Source organism: Pseudanabaena biceps PCC 7429, assembly GCF_000332215.1.
Lineage (GTDB): Bacteria > Cyanobacteriota > Cyanobacteriia > Pseudanabaenales > Pseudanabaenaceae > Pseudanabaena > Pseudanabaena biceps.
The window spans coordinates 23,713-44,906 of the sequence record NZ_ALWB01000005.1 but is presented as its reverse complement, the minus strand read 5'-3'; the positions used below and the strand labels follow the sequence as shown (position 1 = coordinate 44,906).

The following is a 21,194-nucleotide window of genomic DNA, read 5'->3' as shown; positions in this document are numbered from 1 at the left end:
TTGTTTTAGCTAAAACCAAAACCAGAGAGCGTACCGCTCGCTACGTGAGCGGTGCGCTCGTCTAGGTTTTAAGTTTACTTATGTTTAGCTACTTAACAAATTTGTGTGCATTAACTTCTCCAGCCGCAACTATCCGATTTCTACCCATTGTTTTGGCTTGATATAGAGCTGCATCCATACCCTCATATAGCAAATTTATACTATTGCCATGCTTCGGCCATTCCACTAATCCGCCACTAAAGGTTACATTAAAAGCCTCGCTTGCTGACGATACAAATTCTTGTTGTCTCCAGATGGTCAGTAAATTATTGAGGCGGTCAATACCTTGCTGACAATCAGCTCCATATAATCCCACCACAAATTCTTCACCACCCCAACGCATAGTTATATCCTCACTCCGAAAATGCTGCCGTAAGAGCTTCCCAAATTGCTTGAGAACGAAGTCACCCACAATGTGACCATAGCGATCATTGACCTGTTTAAATAAGTCCAGATCTAAAATTGCCAAACAGAAGGTTTGGTGATTGCGCATCGACAAATGGATGAGTTGGTTCAAGCTGTGAATGCCACGACGATGGGGGTAGTCCTAAAAAGGAAAGGATTTAAACAGGTAAGGATGGGCGGCGCTTTGCGCCGCCCATCCTTACCTGTTTAGCACTACCGACGATGGGTATATAAGCCCGTGAGCCCGTCAAAATCTGCCGCCTGACGAGATACCAGACTGCGTTCTAAACGACTGAGAATCCTTGTTTGTAAATCTTCCTCCACAATAGGTTTGCTGAGATAGTCATCTGCGCCAGCCGCAAATACTTGGTGAATAGTATCGCGATCGCTAGAAGATGAGAGAAAGACGATCGGTAAATATTGCCATAGAGAATCAGTTCTGACCGCACGGCATAGGTCAATACCGTTATAGTCGGGCATACTCAAATCCAGCAGCAGCAGATCGGGAGCAGTCGATTCTAAAACTTGCCAAAATTGCTTGCAATCTTGGAGCAGCGTCACTTCTAAATCCCATTGAGCCAACAAAATTTTCAAGACTTCTAATATATGGGGATCATCATCAACAATCATGACTCTAGGGCGATCGTGCCTCTGGCGATGGATTAATTGCGAAATCACACCTAGGATTTCCTCGGTCAAGGCAGGCTTTTCGATAAAGATATGTCCTCCTTTCTTTGCTGTCATAACGCGATCGCTCAAGTTACCTTTAGCAGTGGTAATCAATGTCGGAATATCCATCTGTCTCCGCGACAGTTCATCTAAGAGCCGCAAGCCATCGCTACTATCAGCGCGACTTTCAGCGTTACTTTCAGCGAGTAAGATATCCAATAGAATTATGTCAGGAGCTTCTTGTTCGAGTTTTGCTTTGGCAGTAGCAAGACTATGAGCTGTTTCTACAACTATGCCCCAAGCTTCGGCATCCCGCTGCATCTCTTGGACGAACTCCACATCGCTATCCACAATCAGCAGCTTAGGGAAACGAGCAAAGTCTATGGGTTTCTGTACCTTAGTAATGTAGTTCTTGGATATCTTGAGAGGTTCGTTAGCACTAGTTTCTAAATCATCGATCAATGTATGGAACTGTCCAACATCGTTATGAGATGGAGAAAAATCATGCTGTAAAAGCTGCTCGATCTGAAGAGCGATCGCTGATCCTTGGGGAAATCCTAGGGTTCCAAGGGAACCTACCAGTCGATGCGCTTCCATACAACCCCGATCACGCATTTTCGGATCCAAACTTCCTGCCTCCAAAGCGATCGCCACTTGCCGAAAAAAAGGAATTAATTTAGCGAGACTCTCTCGAAGTTTTTCGGTAATTTCGGCGATCGCAGCTTTTAATTTGGCTTCAGCAATTTGCTCAGATACTGACTTTACTGGACTATGCCAATCTAGATGCCGATCTGGAGATCGATCTGGAGAAGGCTCATGTCTAAGGCGATAGCCCAAACCATATAAAGTCTCAATGGGATCAGCGCTCATGCCCGCTGTCTTTAATTTTTGACGCAATCCCTTAATATGGGTAGTTACTGACTCCTCACTGGGGAAATCTCCTGCCGCCCATACCAAGTCTAGTATAGAGCTACGACTAAAGATCTGTTGCGGATGCCTGAGAAGTAGTTCTAATATTCCATATTCTTTTTGGGTTAAATGCAAGGGTTTCTGGTTATAGCTAATCGTATTATTACCGAAATCTAAACACAGATTCTCCCAAGTCAATGTTTGTCGCAGTGAATCGCGGTTGTGAGCGCGGCGCAATAACGCCCGAATTCGGGCAATTAGTTCTTGAAATTCGTAGGGTTTCACCACATAGTCATCGGCTCCAGCTTCGAGTCCCATCACGCGATCGCTCATACTATCCTTAGCGGTAAGCAGCAATACTGGAATCATGTAGCCTGAGGTTCTTAACTTGGCACATAAATCTATTCCATTGCTATCGGGTAGCATGATATCGAGAACCATCAAGTCATAGGTATAGGTTTCGATATATTGCCATGCAGCTTTTGCATCAGGAGCAATATCAATGGTGTAGGGAAATTCAGCGAGTAGTTGCACTAGTCTTGCTGCCGAAAAGCCATCATCCTCGACTATTAGAATCTTCAAATCTTTCTCCTCTAAGATACCGATTAGCTAGAGATAAATATCTAAGTAAATTTAGCTATATCGATCCACTTATGCACCTAAAATTATGCACCTAAAACTCAGATTTTTATTTTAGTTTATCGCTTTGCACCTTACTATCCAAAAACATAATGAGGAAATAATGAGGAAACGAATCTTTCAATCACAATATCGTTCCCACAAATACCCACAAATAATAGTCTTACAACGCATTGCGCTCAAACCCAAACCAAAGAAATTTTTGAAAGCGTTGCTTCGCAACGCTTTCAAAAATTTCTTTGTGGTTCGTTTGATCGATAATTGCTGTAATACCAAAGCTCAAAATGGCTACGCCATTTTGAGCTTTGAAATATCGTTGAAATTGGTTAGTTTTTGCGATAATAGCCCTAGAGAATTTCGATAAATTACCCCTTGAGCCAATGTGCTAAACACCATACTTAGAGGACATTACAAAATCATTAGTCACCTTGGTGGCGGCGGTTTTGGGCAAACCTACTTGGCTGAAGACATTGATTTACCTAAACATCCTATCTGTGTGGTCAAGCAACTCAAACCCACCTCAAAAGAGCCGTTTCTTCTGGAAACATCCAAACGCCTCTTCGATCAAGAGGCAGAGGTTCTTTATTCCTTGGGTACTCACGATCGCATTCCACGTTTGCTTGCCCACTTTCAAGAAGGTGAAGAATTTTATTTAGTCCAAGAATTTGCTGATGGCAAAGATCTTACTCAAGAACTGGGTAAGGGGATCAGACTGCCAGAATCGATGGCGATCGCTTTACTTAAAGAGGTTTTAGAAATCTTAGTTTTCGTTCACGGTCATGGTGTGGTTCATCGGGATATCAAACCAGCTAATCTGATTAGGCGGAAGTCCGATCGCAAAATTATACTCATCGATTTTGGGGCAGTTAAAGAAATTGGTGGTCTTGTGGTTGATTCGCAAGGTAACACGAATTTAACGATCTCCATCGGCTCCCCAGGCTATATGCCCACCGAGCAGCTCAATGGCAAACCTCGATTTTGTAGCGATATTTATGCAGTCGGGATGATGGGCATCCAAGCCATCACGGGGGGCGAACCCAGACTATTTCCTGAAAATCCTGATACTGCCGAACTGCAATGGCGAGATCGCTTGCCCGAAGGTGTTTATTCTAGTGAGTTTCTCGACCTTCTCGATCAAATGGTACGTTACGATTTCCGCCAGCGCTATCAGTCAGCATCGCAAGTGCTTGAGGCGATCGCCCAAATACCCAGCATCACCAATCATGAGTTAAATACTGTAGTAAGCAATGCCACGCAACAGCAACCAATAGCAACCCTGCAAAGCAATCCTTCAGGCGATCCTTTAAGCAATCCTCCACCCTCACCTTGGACAAATCCCTTCATTATTGCTGGAAGCGTAATTAGTATTTTAGCGATCGCTTTTGTGGTATTTTCCCAGTTACATCAGCCCAGTCCAGACCCATTGACTAGTGGCTTACCCAAGCCCCCAACTTCTCCCGAATCTCTGATTCCACCAAAGCCTTCAATACCTTTAATCCCAGCACCACCATCGCCTAGCGCCTCAGAAAGTCCTACTCGTAACTCACCCGATGAAAAGCTGATTCAAGAATCGAGAATTCTCGCTACCCTCGGTAAATTCTCCGAAGCTCTCAGTAAGACCGAAGCAGCTATCAAGTTAGATCCCAAAAATCCCAATGCTTGGGAGGCAAAAGGGCGAGTCCTTAGTAGATTGCATCGTGATGAGGAAGCGATCGCCGCTTTTGATAAAACCATCGAATTAAGACCTAATTCACCTATGGCAAAACAATTTCGTGATGCCTTGCTGTCAACCAATCCCAAACTCAAACCCAAAAAAACATAGATTAACAAAGAGCATACTGCCCACATATAGCTGTCGCCAAGTGTATATTGAGTGGCGGCGCGAAGCGCCGCCACTCAATTCTTGGGTTTTATGTTCTAGTACAATTGGCGACAGCTTTAGTTGTTTCGCTAAAAAGTGCTAGGTGCAAACCGCTATATCCCATAGGCGTAGGGAGGAATCTATCTTGCTCAAAATTAATCTAAAGGCGATCGCCAAGTCCGCTTGGCAAATTATCAAAGCGACAATCTTCAGGGATGTGGTGCTATTACCCGCCTTGGGTTTTGTAGGCATTATCCTCCTCTGGTGGTTAGTTGCCCTTTGGCGGAAGGAATTAATGCCTACCCCTATCGAAGCCTTAACCGCCAATTTAGACTATATTCTTAATCCATTTTTTCAACGGGGAGCGGGGAATTTAGGCATAGGATGGCTATTATTAGCTAGTTTGCGAAGAGTTTTGATTGGCTTTGGACTAGGTGCTTTGGTGGCAATTCCCACAGGATTTTTAATCGGGATGTCTCGCCCCGCAATGCTAGCGTTGAATCCGCTCATTCAGATTTTCAAACCAGTTTCTCCTTTAGCTTGGCTCCCAATTGCGTTGGCGATTTTTAACTTAGCCGATCCCTCTGCAATTTTCGTGATTTTTATTACTTCGCTATGGCCGACAATTATCAATACGGCGCTGGGTGTATCCAGCGTTCCCAAAGATTATTTAGAAGTTGCAAGAGTCTTGGAAATGTCGAATTGGCGAAGGATTACGAAGATTATTTTGCCAGCGAGTTTACCCTATATTTTTACGGGATTAAGGATTAGCTTGGGTATTGCTTGGTTAGTAATTGTGGCGGTGGAGATGTTGACAGGAGGAGTGGGGATTGGTTTCTTTGTCTGGGATGAATGGAATCGACTAAACTTGAGTTCGGTGTTTTTGGCAGTGTTGGTAATTGGCGTAACTGGTTTACTGCTCGATTATGGATTAGGTTTGGTGCAAGTTTGGATAACTCGTCGTCCAGCAACAAGAAATCTATAAGCAGTTAAGCATAATTAAAAAACAAAACCAGAGAGCGTAACGCACGCTACACGGGCGTTACGCTCTTCTAGATTTTAAGTTTACTTATGCCTAGCTACTTTGTTGAGAATTACATAATTGAAAAAGTTACTGTAGTCCTAAAAAGGAAAGGATTTAAACAGGTAAGGATGGGCGGCGCTTCGCGCCGCCCATCCTTAACTGTTTAGCACTACCCTCTATGGTTTAGAAATGTTTGGCTTGTCATTGTTAGAATAGAGAGATTGGAACTTCTAACTACTTATTACAATAATTTGAAAAATTATTAGCTATGAATTTACCTCAAGACTGGAGTCGGCGAAAATTTTTGCAAACTACAGGTACTAGCATATTGGGTACTGTGGTTTCTGGTTGCGCGATCGCTGATCGTCAACCCCGCCAACTCTCGGCTGAGGCTTTAGCGATGGAACCTGTGGTTGATTCTAAGACCCTTGAGAAGCCTAACTTAACAGTTGGTTTTGTTCCCGTTAACGACTGCGCTCCTTTTGCGATCGCATGGCAAAAAGGATTCTTTCGCAAATATGGACTTAATGTTTCCCTCAACCGTGAAGCCAGTTGGGCAACCTCTCGCGACGGTGTAATTTTTGGTCGCTTGGATGCTTCTCCCGTCGTTTCTGGAGCCGTAGTCAATGCGCGTACTGGGGCAGAAGGAGCGAGGCACGCTCCCTTATGTGCGGCGATGACTATCCATCGTCATGGTAATGCGATCACAATGAGCCGAGCCATGTGGGAATCGGGTATACGCCCTTGGCAAGAATATAATGGCAATCTATCCGCATTGGGAAAGGATCTGCGCCGCTTTTTTGAAAATTTACCACTGGAGCAAAGAGTTTGGGCAGTTGTGCTTAGCTCGTCAATTTACGAATACTTCGTGCGTTACCTGACGGCAGCAGCGGGGATTAGCCCCGATGAAGATTTTCGATTAATTGTCATCCCACCACCGCAGATGGTTAATAATATGCGAATTGGGGCAATGCAGGCTTACATGGTTGCGGAGCCTTGGAATACGAGAGCAATTACGGGCAATGAAAATATTGGGTTTACCTTTGCACAAGGACGAGAGATTTGGCGTGGACATCCCGATCGCTTGCTAGGAGTGATGGAATCCTTTATTGAATCAAATCCTAAAACATACCGTTCTCTCGTGAAAGCGATGATTGAAGCCTGCCAATATTGTAGCAATCCTAATAATCGGGAAGAAGTAGCTAAACTAATTACCGATCGCGCTTTTACGGGGGCAAAACCAAAACAAGGAGCCATTGATAAGTATACCCGTCCAGGCATTGTGGGAGAATATAACTACGGTGGTTTTGATCGGCAGCAACGCATCGTTAAGAGTTTAGAAACGACTCTATTTTTCGATCTTCCATCAGAATTACAAAGCCAAGCCAACGACCATTCCACTTTCCTATGGCAGTCGGAATGTCTATGGCTGATGACGCAAGCAGCTCGTTGGGGACAAATTAAGGAAATCCCCCAAAATGCCGAACAGATTGCTCGACAAGCATGGAAAACGGATTTGTATCGACAGATTGCGGCGGAGATGAATATTAGTTGCCCCAAAGAAGATTACAAGCTAGAACCTGCGGAGATGTTTATCGATCGCAAAGCCTTTGATCCTAGCGATCCCGTGGGATACCTCAATAGTTTTGAAATTCGCTCAAATCGCCCCCGTTCGTTTGCTTTCCGTTAAGAACTATCACCTTTTTCCTACTCATATTATTGATTAATCCTATGATGCATCCCGAAACCGATCCATCGATAACTAACTTCCTCGAAATTAAGGATCTATACAAATCCTATCGCAAATCTAACGGAGAAGAATATGTGGCTTTGAATGGGATTAACTTATCCGTGAGGGCAAGGGAGTATATATCCATCATTGGACATTCTGGCTGTGGTAAATCTACGCTCTTGCGAATTGTGGCAGGTTTAGAGAGACTAACCAATGGTTCCGTATGTCTAGATGGTCGAGAAATTCGCAAACCGAGCGCTGAGAGAATGATGGTTTTTCAGCAATATTCTTTACTGCCTTGGCTCACGGTACGCGAAAATATTCAACTTGCTGTCGATGAAGTCATGAAAACCGCATCTGCACAAGAGAAAAAGAATATTGTAAGCGAACATTTAGGTATGGTTAACCTTACGGCGGCGGCGGACAAATATCCCGATGAATTATCGGGCGGGATGAAACAACGGGTAGGAATTGCCAGAGCTTTATCAATTCGTCCGAAAATGTTACTGATGGATGAACCCTTTGGCGCGTTAGATGCCTTAACTCGTTACAAGTTACAGCAGCAAGTACTTAATATTTGGGAATTACAAAGGCAGGCGGTGATTATGATTACCCATGATGTGGATGAAGCTATTTTTATGTCCGATCGCATAGTGATGATGACCAATGGTCCCGCTGCTAATATCGGTGAAATTCTATCTATACCTTTTCCGCATCCACGCGATCGCCTTGCGATTCGCGAAAGTACCGAATATTTTGAGCTCCGCAATCATATCCTTGGCTTTTTAGATCGCTACTTTACCCATGATGAATAACTCAAAGCCCAAGAAGATAATGGCGGCGCAAAGCGCCGCCATTATCTTCTTGGGTTACCTGTGCCGATCGCGTAGCAATCGGCACAGGCTTTTAGATTAGCCACTTACTATACCCGTTTTGCCAGATTCCATAATTGGATATACCCAATGGGGACGCATCAGCATGACGGTATCGATTACGTGGATGATTCCATTATCGGCTTCGATGTCTGCGGCAATGACCGTCGCATTATTTGCCTCAAAGCTCTCATGGGAAATATCCAGATCGATTTGAGAACCCTCTAACGAAATGAGAGACTTAACGCCAATTAGATCTTCTCTTTTATATTTGCCTGACACAACATGGTAGGTCAGAATACGGGAGAGTTGAGGAATATTCTGGACTAGCGTTTTAATCGTACCATCGGGAAGCTTGGCAAAGGCTGCATCATTGGGAGCAAAAACCGTAAAAGGTCCTGGGCTTTGTAGGGCTTCGACTAAGTTTGCCACTGATACGGCGGTGACAAGGGTCGAAAATCCTTCATTACTAACGGCAATATCAACAATTGTGGTCATGGTTGTCTTGTGGCGGTGTGGATGTTGCTTGAATGGGGATGAAGTGCCGTGTGCTGAGCGACACTCCCTGAACTCTTTAGGACTGCCCAAAAGGTTAACAATTAAGGTTAATACCAATTCACGAAAGTGTGACAACACTTTTGTGAATTAAAAACTAAACCCAGTAAGGGTTTTCAAAGCTCAAAATGGCGTAGCCATTTTGAGCTTTGGTATTATCTTTTGGGGTTTGCTTATAGGTTCAGAAAATAGCTTTGCTATTTTCTGAACGGGTATTAATTGCTAGCAAAAACAATTTTTTAGCAGATTAATCGTCGCTAGTTGTCACATTTCATCAAAATTGATGTAGAATCTCACTCGTTCTCGTTACGGAAATTTTCAGAGCATCATCCCAGCCTTCTACAAGTCTTCTTACAGGGCTTCTTGTGCATTTATGTACGGCTTGTAGCTTGCTCTCAACCGTCCTACAGCGCATACAAACTTTATGTCTCGCTCCCACCAGTTATTTAATTTGTTTAGTCATCGTCGATTATTCAACAAATCGAGAGCCTTAAATTTTCGTCTATTAGGGCTTACTCTATGTGGATTGACTAGTAGTTTGGCGATCGCTGCTCCCATTGCTCAGGCAAATCGGTTGGAAACTTTTGTATACGATCTGAACGACAGCAAGATCGAATTTTCACTCAAAAATGACATTGAGCCCAAGGGAACGGTAATTAGCAATCCCACTCGCATCGTCATCGATCTTCCAGGCATTATCTATCAAGGACCCACGGTTAGGCGGCGCGTAGGTCGTGGAGTACAGGCGGTTAGAGTCGGACAGGTTGATGCCAATACCACCAGAATGGTAGTCGAACTGTCGCCTGAAATTACGCTCAATCCTCAGGATTTACGCCTAAAATCCTCACAGCCTGGTCGATGGACAATGCAACTTCCTCAAAATATTGCGGCGATCGATCTTAACAGTGTTGCTAATTTCACTCTACCTATCACTGGGGCTGCCATTAGTTCTGGGTTTGGTTGGCGCGTACATCCGATTACTGGCGAAAGAAAGCTCCATAAAGGAGTTGATTTTGCCGCGCCATCGGGCACACCTATTTTTGCTGCTGCCGATGGCGTAGTTAGTGATGCGGGATGGACGGATGGCGGCTATGGCAATATTGTCGAGTTGCAGCATAACAATGGGGCGGTAACCCTTTATGCTCACACCAATCGGGTTTATGTCGCCAAAGGGCAAGTAGTCCGCAAGGGACAAGCGATCGCGGAAGTAGGCTCGACAGGATTTAGCACGGGACCGCATTTACACTTTGAAGTACAGCCCGACGGTAAAACCGCAGTCGATCCGATGGACTATCTACAACTTCGTCAAGTGACGTTAGATCTAGCTTCTAACAGTTTCAAGGATTAGAAAAAACAGCGTTTAGAAAAACAGCGCAAAATGCTGTTTTTTCTAAACCTATAGTTACAGTCACTTGACCTAGGACAAATCAAACCCCAAGAATTGATTGGCGGCGCGGAGCGCCGCCAATCAATTCTTGGGGTTTATGTCCTTCCTATTACATTTGGCGACAGCTATAAATTGCTTGTAGGGCTAGATAAAAAGCCGTGATGGACTTGGCATCAAGTCTTGCGTCAGCACTGGGCGATCGCAATAGAGCCTCGATTTCTTCGCGACTGAGTAAGACCACTTCTATTTCTTCATCTTCATCTTGCGCGGGAGGATGCTCTAGCTTCTCTAAATCTTGGGCTAGATAGGCATGAATGATCTCATCGGAATAACCTGGACAGATGTAAAAACCGCCAAGATATTGCCATTGATTAGCTTTATATCCTGTTTCCTCTTCTATTTCGCGTGCGATCGTGATATCACTATCTTCGCCAATTTCCAAGGTTCCCGCAGGAAATTCTAATAGATAGCGTTGAATCGCAAATCGATATTGCTTGACTAAGACAAATTTGCCATCGGCAGTGATTGGTACTGCCAAACCAGCCCCAGGGTGCTTGATATAGGAATATTCCCCCGTTACACCATTGGGTAGTTTAAGGCGATCGACATGGAAGGAAAACTTACTGCCTTGGTAACTGAGACGGTTTTGCAGGATTTGGGCTGGGGTAGATGACATGAAATTTTTTGTAATCTAAAATCACAACTCATTTTATACCAATTCACAAAATGTCATGGCTATTTTGTGGGTCTTAAAGCTCAAAAGAGAGATGCGGCGCTTCTCGCCGCATCTCTCTTTAAAATAGCGATAGCCACTTACTTAACAACTCTAATTGTGGCAAGACTGGCATCACTTGCTCCATTAACTATCCCGCCCGATCGCGCGATCGCTTGCAAAAGATTTACCGTCTCCGCCGTGATTTCTTCGCCAATGCAAATCAAGGGAATTCCAGGAGGATAAGGGCAGAGAGATTCCGCACTAATTCGCCCGATCGCTTGCGGGAGATCAAGGCGTTCACTTTGAGCAAAATAGGCGACGCGAGGGGTGAGTCTTGGGATTGGCATAGAAATTGGCGAAAATTGGCGATCGGTTCTGAAGGAAGGCTCCTTGATGTGACTGGGCAGTTGCTGAAAAGCAAGTACAAGGCGATCGACATCGGCTTGATGATTGCCTAAACTGAGAATAAAAACTAGTTGGCTTAGGGTCGGCATTTCCGCCATCACCCCTAGCTGAGAATGGAAAAGTGCATCAGCTTCAAAACCCGTAATACCAAGGCGATCGACCATCACGGTTAATCGCGTCGGATCGAGGGTTGATACTTCGGCTTGACTGAGGGTACGTAGGCTAGGCAGTTTACTTAGTTGCGATCGTGCTTCGTTAGATAAGCGCAAGGTTTCTGTTAGCAATTCTCGTCCCTCGATCGCCATCTGTCGCCGCGCTACATCGAGGGAAATCATCAGGAATAGATTGGGACTGCTAGATCGTAATATTTGTAAAGCGCGATCGATGCGATCAATGGCAATGCGATCGCCTTTGACATGCAACATCGAAGATTGGGTAAGACTGCCAGCAACCTTATGGGTGGATTGCACCACCAGATCGGCTCCTGCTTGCAGGGCTGAAATCGGCAGATCGCCATGAAATCCTAAATGCGCTCCATGGGCAGCATCGACTAAGAGGGGAATATTCTTAGCATGGACAATCGCCGCCATTTTTGCCAATTCGCCACAGACCCCAAAATAGTTGGGACTGACCAATAGCACCGCTTTGGTATCGGGATGCTTTTGTAAGAATAGATCTAGGGTTGTAGGACTCACACCCAAGTCCAGATCGAATTCTGGCAAATATTCCGTCGGCAAATAAATAGGCTCAGCTCCCGTTAAAACTAAGGCGGCGATCGCTGATTTATGACAGTTACGCCCAATTAACACCTTGTCTCCCTCCTGACAAGTCGCTAACAGCATCGCTTGCACACCACAGGTAGAGCCATTGGTCAAGAACCAAGTGCGATCGCTCCCGTAGGCTGTGGCAGCCAATATTTCGGCATCAGCGATCGCCTCTTCTATCTCTGGCAGCTCGGGTAAATCCAATTGAAAAACAGACTTACCGAATAGTTCGAGCAATTCGTGGTTAATCCCCCGACTGCGTTTATGTCCTGGGGTATAAAAAGCAGCGTGATCGATGGATAAATATCGTCGCGCTGCCTCTAGTAATGGAACAGAATTTTGATTCAAGGGATTTTGATTCAAGAACTAATACCAAATTAAGAAATGGCTATGCCATTTCTTATACCAAATCACAAAATGGCTACGCCATTTTGTGATTTGGTATTACTAGGCTGTTAAGCAATGGAGCAAAAAGAGTTAATCCATCGGGAATACATACTATTTCCACTGGAGTTGTGCCAATTATCTCGCCATCAACTACCACTTTTTGAGGTGGAGTCGCCGTTACCTTGATTTTGTTCGTTCTAAAACAGGCTAGAACTTCATTCTCAATCGGCGTTTTCACTAATGCAGAAGTAAATAGCTTACCAATAACATCGATCGCTAATAGGCGATCGGAAAGGGTGAGACTTTCGTTTTTGGAAACTGCGATCGTCACATCCAATAATCCATCATTGGGAATCACTTCTCCCAAACCTTGAGCCAATACTGAGGTCGGCGGGGCAGCATTGGCAATAGTCATCGCGCCGCAATGAAACTCAGTAACGGAACCATCAATTTCCACCTCAACTGCAAAGAGTTTTTGTTCCAACAGTTGTTGCGCTCCCGCAATGAGATAGGCAAGAGGCCCTAAGAGATTCTTCATCTCTCGATCAGCACGTTCGACCGTTTCTGCTTCAAAGCCAATACCAGCCAGCAGAATCATGGGAAAACTATTGCAACGAGCCGCATCCACAATGCAAGTATTGCCCGTAAGGATCGTTTCGCAAGCCTGCTTTACCCCTGTGGGAATGCCCAAAGCGACGGAAAAAGCATTAGCAGTACCTCTAGGAATAATCCCAAGGGGAATCCCCGTCCCAATTAGAGCATTGGCAACGGCGGAGATCGTCCCATCGCCACCAGAGGCAATGACAAAATTAGTGTCGGAAATTAGCGATCGCCGCCTTTGAATCGAAGCGATCGCCGCTTTTGCCTGATCGGTCGGATTCAAATCAGGTTTTGTAAAAATAACGTTCAATTGGATCTGCGGCTCCAATATCTGCCGAATCAGAGCCAAATCTGCATCAGGATTCCCCTGTCCAGCCACGGGATTAAATATCAGATGCGCGACGCGACTTTTTTGGAGAGATTGCAACAAAGCGTTAGCGGTCGAGAGATTTGTAGCGAGCGGAACGTTATAGATTTGGCATATCCGCAATAGATTAAGAAGACTAGCAGCGATCGTTTGCAGTTGATCGGGATCGCAGAGCCAAAGAACACAAGCAATCTCCCCCGCAATCACGCGAGCCGTAATTTGAATATCTCCACCATCCCGCTGCGATTTTATTAGTTCTATCGGTAGTCCAGTTGCGGCTTGAACCTGTTTACCAGTATTGGCGGTAGCAATGGTGTGATAACGCGATAAGGTCGTTTGGTACTTTTGGGCTAACGCCATCATGTCAGCTTTTTGGGAGTCATGAGCGATGAGAGCAATGGAAGTTGGCATTGTTTTATGATATTTAAAATTCTTGAGAATCGAGTCAAAAGTCTAGATTTATTCACAACTCATGCATTATTTCTATATCTCACCCCTTGGAGACAATTCTGTGATGATTGCAACCCTAGCTCGATATAGCAATTTCTCACCTTTCCGATAGCCCACATAACGAACGATCGCCAGATCCCCTTCCTCAATACGCTCGCTTCCTTCCATTAATTGATGGTTTTGAGGATCGTAGGCAACCTCTGCCCCAACAGCACCAATTGCCGTAATCCCCCATTTCTGCAATAGCTGCTCTAGAGGTCGCCAGAGAGGCAAAATATTTTTAGCAAGCATATTGGGATTGTTTTGAGCGGCATAAGCTGCTGATGGCAGTTGTAACAGTAACGATTCCAATTGGTAAAAAGTTTCCCTCTCAAACTGCGATCGCAATTCTTGGGTTTGATGCTCTAATTTTTGCTGTAGCCGCTGATATTCAGTCCGTAAATTAGCAATTGTGGAACTAGATGCATCGGCATTATCATTGGGAGCTTGTAGATCTAGATTTAGATTTAGATCTGGATTTCGATCTGGATCTGAACTTAGATCTGACGGAATAAACTGGGCAATCAATTCAGTTACTTCAATGTTTAAAATCTCTGCTAACTTAGCTAAATTGCTATACTTCAAGGTCGCGGCATTGCCTTTACGTAGAGTATCGATCGCTCTCCGAGATACCCCCGCGCGATCGCTGAGGATTTGAAAGCTCGATATATTCGCTAACTTCATGAATTGACGTAATATTTCCGTGCGATCTTCCATAGCTCCGCTCATTTTTATCTGCTCATTTTTGTCCGCTCGTTTTTATTTTATAGCTATATTCACTTAAGTCAGGACATCAAACCCCATAGAGAGTTGCGGCGCTTCGCGCCGCAACTCTCTATTGGGTTTGATTTTTGTCCTAACATTACTGACTATGGCTATACCAGTTTTAATTTTTGGTATTAAGTGGCTGGGCATAATTAAAACCCAGAATCAAAAGCTGTAGCGCACGCTGCGCGTGCGCCGCAGGTTTTATATCTAGATTTTAAAGCAATGTTTCCGAAGCAACGATCATCGAGCCAACGCCACTGTTTGTAAAGATTTCCAATAGAAGTGAGTGCGGTACTCTACCATCAACGATATGAGCTGCTCTTACCCCTTGAGCTAGCGATCGCACGCAGCACTGTACTTTGGGAATCATGCCACCACTAACCACATTACTATTCATGAGCTCTCTTGCTTTTTGGATAGTTAAACTGCGATAGAGAGTACTGGGATCCTTGTAATTATGCAAAATGCCCGCAATATCAGTGAGTAGAATCAATTTTTCAGCTCCTAGCGCCGCCGCGAGTTCACCTGCGACGGTATCCGCATTAATATTGTAGGATTGACCTGTTTCATCGGTGGCAACGCTGGATACAACGGGAATATGTCCTGCCTCTAGTAATGTGGAGAGTAGCCCAATATTAATGCCACTGACTTCGCCGACAAAGCCGATCGCATCATTGCCTTGGGGACGGGCGCGGATCAGGTTGCCATCCTTACCGCATAGTCCCACGCCAGAACCGCCAGCAAGGTTGATCATTTCCACAATTTGCTTGTTAACACGTCCTACTAGTACCATTTCCACAACTTCCATCGTGGCGGCATCGGTAACGCGCAACCCATTAATAAACTGTGGTTCAATATTGAGCTTAGTCAGCCATGTATTGATTTCAGGTCCCCCCCCATGCACTAGCACTGGGCGCAGTCCCATGAATGACATCGTAACGACATCACGAATCACATCCTGTCGCAGATTTTCTTCTTTCATGGCTGCACCACCATATTTAACGACAATAGTGCGTCCTGCAAATTGCTGCATGTAAGGCAGTGCTTCACTGAGAATCTGAACGCGATCGCTGTCTGTGATCATTTAACGCCTCGACTATTCTTAAAAAATACTTTGATTAACCTTACAACCTCAATTACACCAATAGATAAGCGAATCTAGGTATTTATTAATATTTGACAACTTTTACGAAACTCTCCGTAAACCCCAAAGCTGATTACGGGCTGTCGCTACTTATATGCCTGTGATCGCCATTTCAAAAGCTTGGCATACGGAGGGAATCGAAAACTTAGTTTGGGCTTGGATATAGGCTGCCTCAACCATCGCCTTCGTAAATTCGCGATCGCTAAAAATTTTTTGCATCGCCTTGGTAAGTAGATGGGGATCGTTCGGAGGGATCAATAGCCCTGTCACACCATCATCAATAATTTCTCCCGTGCCACCACCCATAGTAGCGATCGCTGGTCTTTTGGCTAACTGAGCCTCGACGATTACTCTTCCAAAGGGTTCGGGGGCGGTCGAGCAATGGGCGATCGCATCACATGCCTTCATTAAGGCAGGAATATCTTGGCGAAAGCCGAGCCAATGGACGCGCCCTTTTAGACTTGGTTGGGCAGCAATATTCTTCAGCTTCTCCGTATATTCTGCTTCACCGAAGAGCGCGTCACCCACCAATAAAACATGGACATCAGGCAATTCACGGACAGCTTCCAGCAAAATATGTTGTCCTTTCCAATAGGACAGACGGCTAAACATCCCCACTAAAGGTCGATCGCGCGGAATGCCCAATTCTTCACGGAGCGTTGCTTGCCGATCATTAATGCGATCGAATTTTGCGCAATCAAAACCGTTATAAACCGTACGGAGCAGTTGCCGCTTACCACCACAGGCGATAAATGCGTCGCCCGTAGCTTGGGAATTAACAATTACTCTGCTAGCAAACCAATTCGCTAACGTAACGGCAATTTTGCGATTGGTCGGACTAAAAATATTCGCGGTCAAAATATCGTGTAAGTGCCAAACGACGGGCGCACCACCGAATAATCTTGCGATCGCTGACACCACAAATCCCTTTTGGTTATTGGCATGAATCAAATCAAAATCTTGACTTTTTTGAGCTATTTGCCTGCCCAATCGCCATAGATCGCCGATGGATTTCCAAGAGGCTAGCCCGCTTGATACTTTTACATCTGCCAGCGATCGCGAAGATGGTAAGACTTCAACCTTCACGCCTAACTCTTCCAGCCGCGTTTTTAAAACACCGTCAGTTAGCAGTACTACCTCACTACTATCGCGATAGGCATGGGCAAAATCGAGTAAGCAAAGCTCTCCACCACCCAAAACTGCGGTATAGCTTACAAATAAAATCCGTTTTTCTATCATGGGTTATTGCTAGGCAAGGAAGTCTCATCGATCTCAAGTTGCTTACTAAAAGACTCAAAGTCCAAATTTTGATTATTAGCCAGCCCTGCCTTTAAAAGTTCACCTGCTTCTCTTAGAGCTTGAATATCATTGGGCTTAAATTTTAACCAACGGGCATAGCCATCGATCGCCTCAAACCAATATCCTGACCGAGCGTAAACCTTGGCGCGATCGCGATCGGTTAAAGCCAGATTCAAGGATCGCTTGAGGTTTTCTTCGGTTGGTGTATACATAATCCAACCGCTGACAGTAACTTTTTGGCAAAGGCGATCTTCCACTACAATCTGCCAATTATAGGGCTGATCTGGCTTTAAAGAAGCAGATTGCGGTAATTTAAAGCTAGACAAACCACCATGCATTTCTATCTCAATTTGAAAAACTGCGATCGGTTCGGAATCGTCCGTAAATAAGGTAAGCTGCCCGTTCAAATCAGCTTTATTAGGCGAATTTGGCGAATCCTTGGCTTCACTGGGATCTTCAGAAATATTCCCATCATTTAAATACCAATACAGCGTCGGTTGAGGACTTGCGGTTTTTGCCCCATCTTCTGGCGTAATCAAGATGATGAAAGGTAATTTTGAAGACGGACTCGTTTCGCTCGGCTTTGGAGAGTTTCCATCTCTAATCGCGTTGGGATTGCAAGGGCGTTTACCTCCACCACTATGCACAGAGGGAAGTCCACGGCTAGGATGGGAGAAGGAGCCATTTTTGATCGTGGTGGCATCGAACAGGCGCGTGCCGCCGCCCGTACTTGCCGTTTTTGGTAGTCCCAATCCATAATTACTTCCGCTAAACTGCGCCAATAACCAAGTTTGAGCGATCGCATCTAATTGCAGTAAGTCGCTAGGTACTACCAAACTCGACAAAGAACAGATCAAGATTGTAAAGGCACTACTGAGACAAGTATGAAAAGTTAGCTTGTTAGTTACAGCAGTCAAAGAATTACTTTGAGGAATAGATTCTTTACATCTCATAAATTTTCAGAGCCATGCGCGTAAAATGGCTAGTAAGTATTTGCTAAGTAATAGCAGTCATAGCATATGAGCATCACTTTATCTAAATCAACTCATATTGAGCTAGAGCAAAAATTACTATTGCCAAGGATCTATAGTTGGCAAGAATTCGAGGTGTTAGAAAACCTGTTAGCCACAGGTGGCTTTCGCATTACTTATCTTGATGGCTGGATTGAGCTAATGACTGTTGGTGAACCCCACGAATTGATTAAGAAATCTCTAGCGATTTTGTTGGAAGCCTATTTCATTATTCAAGGAATTGAGTTTATACCTGTGGGCAGCGCAACTCGTCGTGGTGAAGAAAAGGGGACATCCTTTGAGCCTGATGAGTCTTATTATTTGGGGGAAAAGAAAGCTAATCCTGATCTAGCGATCGAGGTGATCTTGACTAGCGGCAGCTTGAAAAAACTAGAGAAATATCGTCGCTTTGAGATTCCTGAGGTCTGGCTTTGGGAAAATAACCAACTGCAAGTGTATGCTTTCATTTCTTCGGAATACCATCTTGTCCCCCGTAGCCAACTTTTACCTGATCTCGATATTGATCTGTTAGTACGTTGTGTGCAGATGCCATCAAGATTAGAAGCAATGAGAGCTTTTCGGCATGGACTACACCATGAGTGATGGAGATATTGCTATATTTATAGCGATCGCTTGATTAAAGAATAAATGTTTAAGTTTGCTCACAGGCTTGCTGGCTTAGCAATTTATACATGACTATGTCTAGGATTCTTTACCACAATAACGCCCATCACATCATCCGCATTTGCTGAAGATAGGAGTCTATTTATCTTCTAGAAATTACATGAAATTTGATTTCGATCCAGTTAAAGCAACTTCTAACCTACAAAAACATGGTGTATCCTTTGAAGAAGGCGTGACTGTGTTTAGCGATCCTTTAGCATTGACAATTAACGATCCTGTCCATTCAGAGCGAGAGTTTCGTTTTTTGACTATTGGCATGAGCGATCGCTATCGACTTGTTGTTGTATCCCATACAGAGAGAGATGGACAAATTAGATTAATTAGTGTGCGATTAGCAACTCGCCAAGAGAGGAAAGAATATGAATCCTGAAACTCAAATAGACAATGATGAAATGCTTCCTGAATATGATTTCTCAGGAGGTGTTCGAGGTAAATATTATGAGGCATACAAACAAGCTCAAAATATTTCTCAAAACACCATTGTTCTCGATCCAGATGTCGCAAGTGTATTTCGCGATTCTGCCTCTGTTAATGAAGCTCTGCGAATGTTGCTGAAGATCGCTAGTTCTATGAAAACAATTCCAATTAACCAAGATCCACCTCTTGTTAATTCTTAGTGGAAAATCCCGATCGCATATCATAATTACCTTGTCACTAAGCAACACCAGCGAAGATTACTGTGATAGGTCAAAACTTCCACATTTAGTTCATCAGCAAGTCTCTTAGAAATTGCTAAACATTGATCGCTTTATCTCTCATCCAAACATTCGGCGATCGCATTCAACTCGGCTATCCCTTTGACTAAGCGATCTCAACCGTGGGGGCGCTTCCGATGAAGTGGCATGGTCTTAATTATTTTTCGATATATTTACGATTTAGATATTTGTTCTTCTAACCAATTTGGTGAATTCCATTGTTCTGTCCAAAGAATATTTTGCTCACTTTCATATTTGTTTAAACCTAACTTTGACCAGTACTTTTTCATAATTAACTTACCTCTATTATCAGTATATTTGTCTTTTAAATCTTCAATAGGTGAAGGAAAACAACCAACTGTTTCTCCTGCTGCAAATAGTTTTAGAAATATTGACAAAGCCTTTAATCCATAGTCTTTACCTCGGTATTCAGGTTGAATAAAAGCTCTATCTAGATAGAATAAATAAAAAGAAAACTCTATCAAATGTGGATTTTCTTGCAAGAAGAAATTAGCAAAATAATATACGTCTTGCGTTATGTGATCGGCTGCAAGGGTTAAATCTAAGTAGTTGTAAGACAAGTCAAATCTATATGCTTTGATATGTCCAATTTCTAAGCTTTTATATTCTTCAAGATCGTCTTGTTCTAGATATATTTTTATCGATCCTGAAAATGGCGTAATCATTAAATTATTACTATCTGAATACTGTGCTGTAAACTCAAGTTCTAAATCTTTCATGTACTTATGATTTTGTTGAATATGCAAATTACTGATCATTGTCTATTTCTCTATTAAGATCGAGATTTGTTTTATGTTTTATATATTCTTCGTGATAAGTTCTTTCTAAAAGCAATGCATCAACTCCATCTAAATTAATATTCTGTAGATTTTTCCTAGCTTCTTTTATGCCATTTTTAGTTAGTTCTACATATGTTACTTTTTTGGGGTTAGGAGATTTTCTTTGGGGTTGTTCTAGCAGTCCTTCTTTTTCTAGTCGATCTAATATGTCCCATTGCAAACTGATCCAACTACGAACTCCTGTAAATGTTTCTTTACATCTCTCTTTCTCAAAATATTCATCCGAACCTGATAGATAAAGAAACATTAAATAAATAGGTTTAAGAACTCGATAATATTTCGTAAAAAGAACTTCTTTTTCATTTTTGTTATCAAATTGATCGATTAAAGAAAATATATTTTGTTCTGCTTTATGCACCGTATCAAAGAAAGATGAAGTAAGTGGTGTGTTATCTAAGCTAGTTGCCTCTGCGAAATATTTGCCAAACATCTTTGATTCGGGAGATTCAAATAACTTGATAGTCCAAGACTGCCTAGTTTTTTCATACAGCAACCTTTTATTCTCTAAGAGCCTCACTATTTCTGATTGTCTTTCAGTTGCTAGGTTGGCTTCGTGTATTTTTAGTTCTTCTTGCTTTGCGATCAACATTTGCTCATATGCATTATTTGGGATGTTCAGATAACAGTTAACCTCTAGCCAAAAAATATCATCTTTAGCATAAATATGACGAGCCGTTAGAGTGTCTATAAATTCTTGTCCGCAGACTTGAGTAGCATTCTTCTTTAATGGCTGTAAATTAGTCACAGCTTGAAAATTCTTCCTGTTATCCATAATTTAATCTCCTCTAAATAATCTTCATTTCATTAGCCATCAGCCCTACACATGAACTATATCAGATACTTTTCAGTTTTTGTGTAGCAAAAAAGTAATGTTTATGAGGTTGTATAAAGGGATAGGTCACTAACTCGTGCAAA

General features: G+C 43.4%; 20 protein-coding genes. 8 read left to right on the top strand and 12 right to left on the bottom strand.

Features of this window, described 5'->3' with window-relative positions; all coding sequences use genetic code 11:
* Positions 1-88: 88 nt before the first annotated feature.
* Together PSE7429_RS01210 and PSE7429_RS01205 are read right to left on the bottom strand one after the other, a co-directional pair.
* On the bottom strand, positions 89-556 hold the full coding sequence (locus tag PSE7429_RS01210; RefSeq protein ID WP_144052474.1) for a GGDEF domain-containing protein: 468 nt from the start codon (positions 554-556) through the stop codon (positions 89-91).
* A gap of 101 nt (positions 557-657) precedes the next feature.
* The gene (locus PSE7429_RS01205) at positions 658-2,604 is read right to left on the bottom strand and encodes a response regulator (protein WP_009625207.1); all 1,947 of its coding nucleotides are present in this window, start codon (positions 2,602-2,604) and stop codon (positions 658-660) included.
* Between the two features lie 439 nt (positions 2,605-3,043).
* On the opposite strand from PSE7429_RS01205, the gene PSE7429_RS23200 reads away from it, so the two are divergent.
* The 4 genes from PSE7429_RS23200 to PSE7429_RS01185 all read left to right on the top strand — a co-directional run bounded on the left by PSE7429_RS23200 (position 3,044) and on the right by PSE7429_RS01185 (position 8,093).
* A complete protein-coding gene (locus tag PSE7429_RS23200) occupies positions 3,044-4,483 on the top strand; it encodes a serine/threonine-protein kinase (RefSeq protein WP_009625205.1) in 1,440 nt (479 codons plus the stop codon).
* A gap of 193 nt (positions 4,484-4,676) precedes the next feature.
* A complete protein-coding gene (gene ntrB / locus PSE7429_RS01195; RefSeq protein WP_407681150.1) occupies positions 4,677-5,507 on the top strand; it encodes a nitrate ABC transporter permease in 831 nt (276 codons plus the stop codon).
* A 307-nt stretch (positions 5,508-5,814) separates the two neighbouring features.
* Positions 5,815-7,236 (top strand): CmpA/NrtA family ABC transporter substrate-binding protein, encoded by a 1,422-nt coding sequence (locus PSE7429_RS01190; RefSeq protein ID WP_009625203.1) that lies wholly within the window; start codon positions 5,815-5,817, stop codon positions 7,234-7,236.
* A gap of 41 nt (positions 7,237-7,277) precedes the next feature.
* The gene (locus tag PSE7429_RS01185) at positions 7,278-8,093 is read left to right on the top strand and encodes an ABC transporter ATP-binding protein (protein ID WP_009625202.1); all 816 of its coding nucleotides are present in this window, start codon (positions 7,278-7,280) and stop codon (positions 8,091-8,093) included.
* 96 nt (positions 8,094-8,189) lie between these two features.
* Here the strand turns inward: PSE7429_RS01185 and PSE7429_RS01180 are convergent, their stop codons facing one another.
* Positions 8,190-8,648, bottom strand: a complete 459-nt coding sequence (locus PSE7429_RS01180; protein WP_009625201.1) for a fasciclin domain-containing protein — start codon at positions 8,646-8,648, stop codon at positions 8,190-8,192.
* A 481-nt stretch (positions 8,649-9,129) separates the two neighbouring features.
* On the opposite strand from PSE7429_RS01180, the gene PSE7429_RS01175 reads away from it, so the two are divergent.
* Complete coding sequence (locus PSE7429_RS01175; protein ID WP_009625200.1) at positions 9,130-10,053, top strand: peptidoglycan DD-metalloendopeptidase family protein; 924 nt, start codon at positions 9,130-9,132, stop codon at positions 10,051-10,053.
* 148 nt (positions 10,054-10,201) lie between these two features.
* Here PSE7429_RS01175 and PSE7429_RS01170 read toward each other — a convergent pair whose 3' ends face one another.
* The 7 genes from PSE7429_RS01170 to PSE7429_RS01140 all read right to left on the bottom strand — a co-directional run bounded on the left by PSE7429_RS01170 (position 10,202) and on the right by PSE7429_RS01140 (position 17,983).
* Positions 10,202-10,768 (bottom strand): NUDIX hydrolase, encoded by a 567-nt coding sequence (locus tag PSE7429_RS01170; RefSeq protein WP_009625199.1) that lies wholly within the window; start codon positions 10,766-10,768, stop codon positions 10,202-10,204.
* A 137-nt stretch (positions 10,769-10,905) separates the two neighbouring features.
* Entirely contained in the window at positions 10,906-12,324 is a 1,419-nt protein-coding gene (locus PSE7429_RS01165) for an aminotransferase class I/II-fold pyridoxal phosphate-dependent enzyme (protein WP_100228857.1), read from the bottom strand.
* Between the two features lie 73 nt (positions 12,325-12,397).
* Positions 12,398-13,741, bottom strand: a complete 1,344-nt coding sequence (locus PSE7429_RS01160; protein WP_009625197.1) for a methylglyoxal synthase — start codon at positions 13,739-13,741, stop codon at positions 12,398-12,400.
* A 72-nt stretch (positions 13,742-13,813) separates the two neighbouring features.
* The gene (grpE, locus tag PSE7429_RS01155; RefSeq protein ID WP_009625196.1) at positions 13,814-14,548 is read right to left on the bottom strand and encodes a nucleotide exchange factor GrpE; all 735 of its coding nucleotides are present in this window, start codon (positions 14,546-14,548) and stop codon (positions 13,814-13,816) included.
* Positions 14,549-14,801: 253 nt separating this feature from the next.
* Complete coding sequence (argB, locus tag PSE7429_RS01150; protein ID WP_009625195.1) at positions 14,802-15,671, bottom strand: acetylglutamate kinase; 870 nt, start codon at positions 15,669-15,671, stop codon at positions 14,802-14,804.
* 150 nt (positions 15,672-15,821) lie between these two features.
* Positions 15,822-16,970: a glycosyltransferase family 4 protein gene (locus tag PSE7429_RS01145; RefSeq protein ID WP_009625194.1), complete on the bottom strand. Its 1,149-nt coding sequence runs from the start codon at positions 16,968-16,970 to the stop codon at positions 15,822-15,824.
* Positions 16,967-17,983, bottom strand: a complete 1,017-nt coding sequence (locus PSE7429_RS01140; protein WP_009625193.1) for a DUF928 domain-containing protein — start codon at positions 17,981-17,983, stop codon at positions 16,967-16,969. The genes PSE7429_RS01145 and PSE7429_RS01140 overlap by 4 nt, the downstream gene beginning before the upstream one ends.
* A gap of 66 nt (positions 17,984-18,049) precedes the next feature.
* Here PSE7429_RS01140 and PSE7429_RS01135 point away from each other — a divergent pair, with 66 nt between their 5' ends.
* The 3 genes from PSE7429_RS01135 (at position 18,050) to PSE7429_RS01125 (ending at position 19,341) form a co-directional block, all read left to right on the top strand.
* Positions 18,050-18,643 carry a Uma2 family endonuclease gene (locus tag PSE7429_RS01135; RefSeq protein ID WP_009625192.1) on the top strand — a complete coding sequence of 198 codons (594 nt, stop codon included), beginning with the start codon at positions 18,050-18,052 and terminating at the stop codon, positions 18,641-18,643.
* A 181-nt stretch (positions 18,644-18,824) separates the two neighbouring features.
* Complete coding sequence (locus tag PSE7429_RS01130; protein WP_009625191.1) at positions 18,825-19,094, top strand: BrnT family toxin; 270 nt, start codon at positions 18,825-18,827, stop codon at positions 19,092-19,094.
* A complete protein-coding gene (locus tag PSE7429_RS01125) occupies positions 19,084-19,341 on the top strand; it encodes a hypothetical protein (protein ID WP_009625190.1) in 258 nt (85 codons plus the stop codon). The genes PSE7429_RS01130 and PSE7429_RS01125 overlap by 11 nt, the downstream gene beginning before the upstream one ends.
* A 251-nt stretch (positions 19,342-19,592) precedes the next feature.
* On the opposite strand, the gene PSE7429_RS01120 is transcribed toward PSE7429_RS01125, so the two are convergent.
* On the bottom strand, positions 19,593-20,159 hold the full coding sequence (locus PSE7429_RS01120) for a hypothetical protein (RefSeq protein ID WP_144052473.1): 567 nt from the start codon (positions 20,157-20,159) through the stop codon (positions 19,593-19,595).
* Positions 20,160-20,187: 28 nt separating this feature from the next.
* Positions 20,188-21,051, bottom strand: coding sequence for a DUF6429 family protein (locus PSE7429_RS01115; protein ID WP_009625188.1), 864 nt, complete (start codon positions 21,049-21,051; stop codon positions 20,188-20,190).
* Positions 21,052-21,194 lie beyond the last annotated feature (143 nt).